This is a genomic window from Moorena sp. SIO2C4 (assembly GCF_010672485.1).
GTDB classification, from domain to species: domain Bacteria; phylum Cyanobacteriota; class Cyanobacteriia; order Cyanobacteriales; family Coleofasciculaceae; genus Moorena; species Moorena producens.
In genome coordinates this window covers 1-8,008 of record NZ_JAAHGN010000254.1, presented here as the reverse complement: position 1 = coordinate 8,008, position 8,008 = coordinate 1, and the positions used below count along the sequence as shown (strand labels likewise).

Here is an 8,008-nt window from a genome sequence, read left to right as displayed (position 1 = left end):
TGGACTAACTGGCAAAAAGAATGTCACCTGGCAGACCGGATTGTAGTTAACTCCACCTGGTCTAGCCAAGCCCTACAACAAGTTGGGGTACCCTCAGAGAAAATTGCCGTAGTTCCCTTGGCTTACCAAGCACCTACCACATCTCAAGGCTTTGTGCGCACCTATCCGGAACACTTTTCCCCTCAGCGTCCCCTCAGAGTGCTGTTCCTCGGACAAGTTATCCTACGTAAAGGTATCTTTCCCCTGCTGGAAGCAGCGAGATTATTACAAAACGAACCCATTGAATTTCAGATTGTAGGATCCCTAGGGATTACCCTCACCCCAGCCCAACAAAACTTGCCAAATGTGCGCTGGATTGGTTCCGTTCCCCGCAGTAGCACCAGCCAGTATTATCAACAAGCGGATGTATTTCTCTTCCCTACCCTTTCCGATGGCTTTGGTTTAACTCAACTGGAAGCTCAAGCTTGGAAATTACCCCTAATTGTGTCCCGATTTTGTGGAGAAGTGGTGAAAGATCAAGAGAATGGCTTGATCTTACCAGAGGTTTCAGGAGAAGCGATCACTAAAAAATTGCAGTGGTGTCTTAATCACCCCCAACAATTGCAACGCTTTTCCCAGCATCAACTCGATCTGTTCCCATTCAGTTTGCCTCAACTCCAAGAAAATCTGCAACATATATAGCAGTTCTCAGGACGAGTGAGCGACATTGCCTATTGCCTATTGCCTCTTACCTATTGCCTATTGCCTATTGCCTCTTACCTCTTGCCTCTTACCTCTTACCTCTTACCTCTTACCTCTTACCTCTTGCCTATTGCCTATTGCCTATTGCCTATTGCCTATTGCCTCTTGCCTATTGCCTCTTGCCTACTCCCGACTCCCGACTCCCGACTCCCTATTCCCTACTCCCTATTCCCTGTTCCCTTTGCTAGAGTTTTGATTAATGACTGATTCTGTCGGGTTTCCCGAAGACCTTGTCCCTATTTATGTCATGGCTTCAAGCATACTTTTTATCTTAGTCATTGAAGCGTTTTTAGTCAGAGACAAACGAGCTTGGAGTATTCCCGCCCTGGGTGTGTATGCCACTATTGGAGCCTGGTATTTTGTAGAACTATTTTACACGCCTGAGAACTTTCTTCAGTTTGATTCATTAATACTCGAAAAATGTTATTGGCAAATTATTATTTTTTTAATAAGTTTTCGCCTATTCATCCCTTCCCTTTCTCGCCGATTTATCAATAAATATCATACTGTTTTTAAATTTACTACTTTTAATCCTGAACAACTTTTAATAGTTTTAGCCTTCGTTTGGCTAGTTTTATTAGCATATGGAGTTAGCCGTGTCAACGGAAACATTGCCGCTGCTTTATTTCCGGTATTAGGTCGTCGAGGAATACAAATGTGGGGCAGGAGTGCTACTGGTGGTGGTGGTGGATTTATTGTTTCCTCTGCTGGTTATGTTTATACCCTAGTTTGTGCCTTCTTTGGTGTACTTTTGCCCCTCCCAATGAGTAAAATATTTAAATTTTTAAATATTTTACTTATCGTGATTGTACTGCCCTATTTTATTTTTCTTGGAACCCGTAACCTGCTTCTAGCAGTGATTATGCCAGGCTATTTTAGCTATGCGTTATTTTCCCGAGATTCACTTTGGAAAAAGGCATTAATTAGCATGGCTACTTTTTGGGCTATTAATGAATTGATGACGTTAATTATTACTTATCGTAACATTGGTTTTATAGGATTATTTAATCCAGATTTTGCCCCGCAATTCCAAGAAGAAGTAGAGGAAGAAGGGCACTTGGGATTAAATATGCTAGAAGAACTATGTTATATCAATCAATTTTACCAAGAAGGAAGTATCAATTTAACTTACGGAGGTCGCTATTTAGCAGAAGCAGCTAATATAATTCCTAGAGCAATCTGGCCTAATAAACCTCTAATTGGAATTGACTATGCTATCTTACGGGGATTTGGTGGTGCTGATAATGACATTGGGGTATTTGCTACTATTTCAACTGGATTAATTGGACAAGGTTTTTTTAATTTTGGTCCTATTTTTGGACCAATGGGTGCGGCGATTTTAATGGCTAGCTGGGTGAGTTTTATGAGTAGGCTTTGGAAGCAGCAATATTCCACATTGCGGTTAGGATTATTTCTGATTTGTTTAGGGCTAACGTTTAACTTAGGTAGAGAATTTACTCTACTCGTATTATGGCCAGCTTTGTTTGGATATGTGTTTGTCCTTATGCTAGAACGCTACGGATCCAAAAAAGCTAAGGGAAGATTTATGTCTACGTCGTAAGCTTTAAAAACTAAATTTAATTATCAACCAAATTCATATAAATAGATTTTTTTTTGCCAAAATGAAGCAACGATTTATTACATTAGATGCAGTTAAGGTATTTGCTGCTATTTCCATCGTCTGGCTTCACACAGTTAGTTCGCCTCAACTTGGCTTTACCTCTGTGCTAGGAAGGTTTGCTGTACCTTTTTTTACATCTACAGCTGTTTTTATTATTTTTACTAAAGTAATCCAAAAACCAACAGTTAGTTTTACTGACTACACCATTAGCCGATTCAATAGAATTTATATTCCTTTCTTAATCTGGTCGATTTTATATTTGTTAATTAGATATTTAAATTGCTGGATTACAAATTTGTGTACAAGTATTAATATTAAGTTAGAGTTTTTATGGACAGGAACTACTCATCATCTTTGGTTTCTACCTTTTATATTAGTAGTATCTTTGGTAACATTTTTATTGGCAAAGTTCGCTTATAAGCATCCTAAAAGTAAATCTTGGTTAGCAATAATAGCATTAATTACTGGAATAGTAGTCTTAATCAAACCTAACTATAACTTAATCAATCAACTTGGCTATACAGTTTCTTTATCCTATCAGGCACTACCAGCAGCACTATGGGGTATTACAGTTGCCGTTGTGGATAATTTATTTAATCTAAGAGAAAAAAAGGATTTTAAAGTTTTGCCCCTGTCATGTATAGTTATAGCGATTGTTTTAACTATATTAATGTTACTCCAAGGTCGTAACTTTTTATGGTAAAATTTAGCAGGAATATGTCTGTTAATATTTGCTATTACTTTTAAAAATGATCAGTTTATAGTTCTAGATAAAATTGCTGCTTTTGGTAAATACTCTTATGGAATTTATCTGATCCATATTCTGTTTGTTGAGGGTCTTCAGGATATAGCAAATTTATTTAACATCTCAGGAACTATAGTTCTAGATCTAGGCGTATTTTTGCTATCCCTAATGCTCACCATGCAGACGATTTTCATACTGAGAAAATTAAATCTACAAGAATGGCTTGGTACCTAAGACAAAAAGTAACAGCCAATTATGCTTTAATCCATAACTAATTTAGCTTAACTCAAGTGCTCAAAATCGCAGTATTGTTTACTAACTATGGCCCCTACCATATTTCCCGTGTCAGTGCTTTACACGAGCATTGTCATAAAATAGGCTGGAATGTAGTTGGTATAGAATTGGCAAGAGCCGAAGCTGACTATGCCTGGAAAGCTAATTTACAAAATCTTCCATTTCCGCTTATTTCTGTTGTCAGCGATCGACAGCGAGAGGAGGTAAAGTTTCATCAATTACTCCCAAAACTTTACTCTACCCTAAGGAAGGTTCAGCCTGATGTGGTGGTGATTGCTGGCTATTTTGAATCAGCCATGATTGCCACTTTAGTATGGAGTTTATGGCACAGTAAACTACCAATTTTGCTTTCTGAGACTACAGAAACAGATTTTACTAGAGCCTGGTGGCGTGAAACTATAAAGCGCTGGCTACTTAACCGGTATAAATCGGCTTTAGTGGGCGGGCAACCACAAAAACGTTACTTGATCAAATTAGGACTACCTAAGGAAGCCATTTTTTGCGGCTATGATGTCGTAGGTAATGATGCTTTCCATCCCGACAAAATTAAATCTCTGGCACATCCTTTAAACAAGCCCTACTTCCTGGCTATCAATCGCTTTATCCCTAAGAAAAATCTTCCTTTTGTAATTTCAGCCTACGCTACCTATCGCCAACTAGCCAAAGACAGGGCTTGGGAGTTAGTCCTGTGTGGGGATGGTTCAATGCGCTCTCAAATTGAGCAACAGATTAAAGACTTAGGGTTGACTAAGTTTATTCATCTGACTGGTTTTTTACAACAACAAGAACTTCTGCCTTATTTTGCTCACGCTGGCTGCTTTATCCATGCTAGTACTCACGAACAATGGGGATTAGTGGTCAACGAAGCTATGGCTGCTGGCTTGCCAGTGCTAGTATCTAATCGCTGTGGCTGTTTTGAAGACTTAGTAGTTGAAGGTATCAATGGATTTGGTTTTAATCCCTATGATAGGGAACAGCTAACTAAATTAATGGTTCAGGTAAGTTCGGGTGAAATTGACCTAGAAACGATGAGTCAAGCCGCCCTGGAACACATCCATAAATTCTCTCCGGACTATTTTGCTCAAGGTTTGATAAAAGCTGTTGAATACGCCTTAGCTAATCACTAAGTAAGCATTCAGCTATCAGCTATCAGCTATCAGCTATCAGCTATCAGCTAATGCGCTACTTTAGGTGCTTTTGAATAAAATAAGCACCTCAAGCAGCGTGAGTCTTGGCCTTGGCCTATGGCCACGCTGCGCGAACGCGAATAGCTGACGGCTGACAGCTGACGGCTGAATGCTTACCAGCTATCAGCTATCAACTAATGCGCTACGGCTGACAGCTGAAGGCTGAATGCTTACATCACTAAAGCGGTTTCTCGCCTAATGAGGTATAGCAGTCGAAGCAAAGCTTAGGACATATTTCTTTTCCCTGCTCCCTACTCCCTGCTCCATACTCCCTGCTCCCTGCTCCCTAAAACCTTAGGTGCGCTTTCCGTTGGCGAATTAAATTCGCCACGGGTCGCACCTCAAAAATTTGTACCTCATTTAATTTAAAACCGCTATAATTACTGATGAAACTTCTGATTGTTATTCCTGCTTTAGGGGCTGTTTATGGGGGTACATCTAAATGCGTAGTGGAACTAGCTCAAGCATTGGGTAACTTAGGCATTACTGTTGACCTAGTAGCCACTAATGCTAATGGTTCTGAGGTTATAGAAGCCCCTGTAAAAACCTGGTTGGCTAAAACTAATTATCGCCTACAGTTTTTTCCTTACAAAGGGATTGGAGACTACAAATTTAGTTTTTCTCTGAGTAAGTGGCTATTCCAACACATCGGCGATTATGACTTAGTACAAACTAATGCGATTTTTTCAGTTCCTAACCTGGCTGCTTACTGGGCTTGTCAATGGTATAATATCCCTTATGTTATTATACCACACGGGATGCTTGACCCTTGGGCACTTTCCTATAAAGCCTTAAAAAAGCGCATCTACTACACTCTATTAGAAAAGCCTGCTCTCCAAAACGCTAGCGCACTGCAAATGCTAGCCTCTACGGAAGCGGAACAAATTAAACCCCTCAACCTCAAAACTCCTATTACTATTGCCCCTAACGGCATCCACCGTCAAGACTTTGAAAAACTCCCTAATCCTGAACCTTTTTATCAACAGTTTCCAGCTACTCGTAACAAAACTCTGATTATTTTCTTAGGACGTATCGACCCCAAAAAAGGATTAGACTTGCTAGCAACAGCCTTTGGTAAAATACACTCTAAATTTTCCGACACTCACCTAATTATTGCTGGTCCTGATAATATTGGTTTCTTACCTACGGCCAAAGACTACTTTGCCAATGCAGGTTGTCTGGATGCTGTTACCTTTACAGGGATGCTAACAGGCTCTCTCAAATATGCTGCCCTTGCTGCTGCTAGTATTTATGTTGCCCCTTCCTATTCTGAAGGGTTTAGTATGTCTGTGCTGGAAGGTATGGCTTCAGGTTTACCTTGTGTTATTACCACAGGCTGTAATTTTCCAGAAGCTGCTGCTGCAAACGTTGCCCATGTAGTTGATATTGATGCTGAGGCTATTGCCAATGCTTTAACCCAGTGTTTGCAATTTCCCCAACAAGCCAAAGAAATGGGAACTCGCGCTCGTCAACTCATCTTTGAACAATACACCTGGGACTCCATAGCCAAAAAATTGATTCAAGTTTATACAGCTATCATCCATAATCAACCTATATAGCGTTTCTCGCAGTTATGAGGTACGCTTCTCAACCTCAAAGTCCCCCTTATTAAGGGGGATTTAGGGGGATCAATTTGTACCTTATGGGATATATAATTGCTATATCTAATTTCAAATAACTACAATAATTAGTGATTGATCCAATGAAATTAAAAACAAAAAAATAAGAATATTTTTATAAAAATAGTAACCATTTACATCATCATGCTTATTTAATAAAATCTCTGATGGAGATGATAAATGAAACCGTCCCCCCCCACATAATCAACAAAAAACTCGTATTTTAGACATTGGTTGTGGTAACGGAAGTCTCACTAATTTTATTGCACAACAAGGCTATGAAGTAGTTGGTGTAGAAGAATCAGAATCAGGAATTAAATTAGCTAGCGATAATTTCACTGATTGCCAATTTATTCAAGGAAGTATCTACAATCTCCCTTATGCAGAATTATCAGATAAGTTTGATATTGTTATTTCCTTGGAAGTAATTGAACATTTATTTTATCCCAAAGAATTGGTGCGAGCAGCAAAAAAAGTCCTCAAACCACACGGACGTTTAATTATTACCACGCCTTATCATGGCTATCTCAAAAATCTCATGCTCGCCGTCACAGGAAAAATGGATAAACACTTCACCGCTCTATGGGATTGCGGACATATAAAATTCTTTTCTGTAAAAACCTTAACCACTTTACTCGAATCAGAAAACTATACAGATATCAATTTTAAATTTGCAGGTAGATATCCCTATCTCTGGAAATCAATGTTGTGTTCTAGCAGATTAAGTCAGCTAGAATCAACTTAATTAAGTTACAGCATTTTTCATAGCTATCAGGTACACAGTATTTTTTACCTCTTATCTCTTACCTGCTCCCTGCTCCCTGCTCCCTAAAACCCAATAATTTGTACCTCAACCAACTGAGAACTGCTGTATATAAAATGCTAGAAAAAACTACCCCACTCATTCTCACCTACAACGAAGCGCCCAATATCCAACGTACCCTTCAACAGCTTACCTGGGCAAAGACAATTGTTGTAATTGATAGTTACAGCACAGATGAAACATTAGAAATTCTTAAATTATATCCTCAAGTTCAAGTATTTCAGCGAAAATTTGACACCCACGCAACACAATGGAATTACGGTTTAGAACAAGTAACCTCTGAATGGGTACTGTCATTAGATGCTGATTACAGTGTCACCAATGAGTTAATAGCTGAAATCAAAGCTTTACAAACGGATACAGAAATAAATGGCTATTTTGCCAAATTCAAATATTGTGTTTTTGGCAAACCCCTTAGAGGAACGATACTTCCCCCTCGTCAAGTTTTATTTCGCAAAGACAAATCAACATATATTGATGATGGTCACACCCAGCTTTTGCAAGTTAATGGCAAATCAGCAATACTCTCTGCCTATATCCATCACGATGACCGCAAACCCTTAACTCGTTGGTTGTGGGCCCAAGACCGATACATGATAATTGAAGTCAAAAAACTAACCCAGACCCCAGATAATGAAATTAGTATAGGTGACATAATTCGCAAACAAAAAATTATTGCTCCCTTTATTATCCTATTTTACTGTCTGATTCTTAAGGGCGGAATTTTCGATGGTTGGCATGGTTGGTATTATGCATTTCAACGGATGCTGGCGGAAACTCTGTTATCGATTAGGCTGATTGAATTTGAAAAATTACAGAAGCAGTAAATATAAACTTTAAGAATTGTCAAATAGGGAATCGGGAATCGGGAATCGGGAATCGGGAATCGGGAGTCGGGAGTCGGGAATCGGGAATCGGGAATCGGGAATCGGGAGTGTGGGGAGTGTGGGGAGATGGGGGGAACCCTCAAGACGGGAC

At 39.4% G+C, this 8,008-nt stretch carries 6 protein-coding genes and 2 pseudogenes; all 8 read left to right on the top strand.

Translation table 11 applies throughout. The annotated features are described in order from the left end of the window. Positions 1-681 (top strand): glycosyltransferase family 4 protein (locus F6K20_RS15195; RefSeq protein WP_287295176.1); only part of this gene is annotated, 681 nt, incomplete at its 5' end. A gap of 15 nt (positions 682-696) precedes the next feature. Beyond that, positions 697-948 carry a hypothetical protein gene (locus F6K20_RS15190; protein WP_287295174.1) on the top strand — a complete coding sequence of 84 codons (252 nt, stop codon included), beginning with the start codon at positions 697-699 and terminating at the stop codon, positions 946-948. Next, positions 941-2,302, top strand: a complete 1,362-nt coding sequence (locus F6K20_RS15185; RefSeq protein ID WP_287295172.1) for a hypothetical protein — start codon at positions 941-943, stop codon at positions 2,300-2,302. The genes F6K20_RS15190 and F6K20_RS15185 overlap by 8 nt, the downstream gene beginning before the upstream one ends. Before the next feature lie 61 nt (positions 2,303-2,363). Then, positions 2,364-3,341 (top strand): annotated as a pseudogene (locus F6K20_RS15180) (acyltransferase family protein). A 56-nt stretch (positions 3,342-3,397) separates the two neighbouring features. Next, a complete protein-coding gene (locus tag F6K20_RS15175; protein WP_287295169.1) occupies positions 3,398-4,528 on the top strand; it encodes a glycosyltransferase family 4 protein in 1,131 nt (376 codons plus the stop codon). Positions 4,529-4,974: 446 nt separating this feature from the next. Beyond that, positions 4,975-6,147 (top strand): glycosyltransferase, encoded by a 1,173-nt coding sequence (locus F6K20_RS15170; protein ID WP_287295167.1) that lies wholly within the window; start codon positions 4,975-4,977, stop codon positions 6,145-6,147. Positions 6,148-6,374: 227 nt separating this feature from the next. Then, positions 6,375-6,952 (top strand): annotated as a pseudogene (locus F6K20_RS15165) (class I SAM-dependent methyltransferase). A gap of 134 nt (positions 6,953-7,086) precedes the next feature. Beyond that, positions 7,087-7,857, top strand: a complete 771-nt coding sequence (locus F6K20_RS15160) for a glycosyltransferase family 2 protein (RefSeq protein WP_009149875.1) — start codon at positions 7,087-7,089, stop codon at positions 7,855-7,857. Positions 7,858-8,008 lie beyond the last annotated feature (151 nt).

Bases quoted from the DNA above. Each gene is read 5' to 3' on its own strand.
- F6K20_RS15185 (WP_287295172.1), top strand. From the start codon at position 941: ATGACTGATTCTGTCGGGTTTCCCGAAGACCTTGTCCCTATTTATGTC.
- F6K20_RS15170 (WP_287295167.1), top strand. From the start codon at position 4,975: ATGAAACTTCTGATTGTTATTCCTGCTTTAGGGGCTGTTTATGGGGGT.
- F6K20_RS15160 (WP_009149875.1), top strand. From the start codon at position 7,087: ATGCTAGAAAAAACTACCCCACTCATTCTCACCTACAACGAAGCGCCC.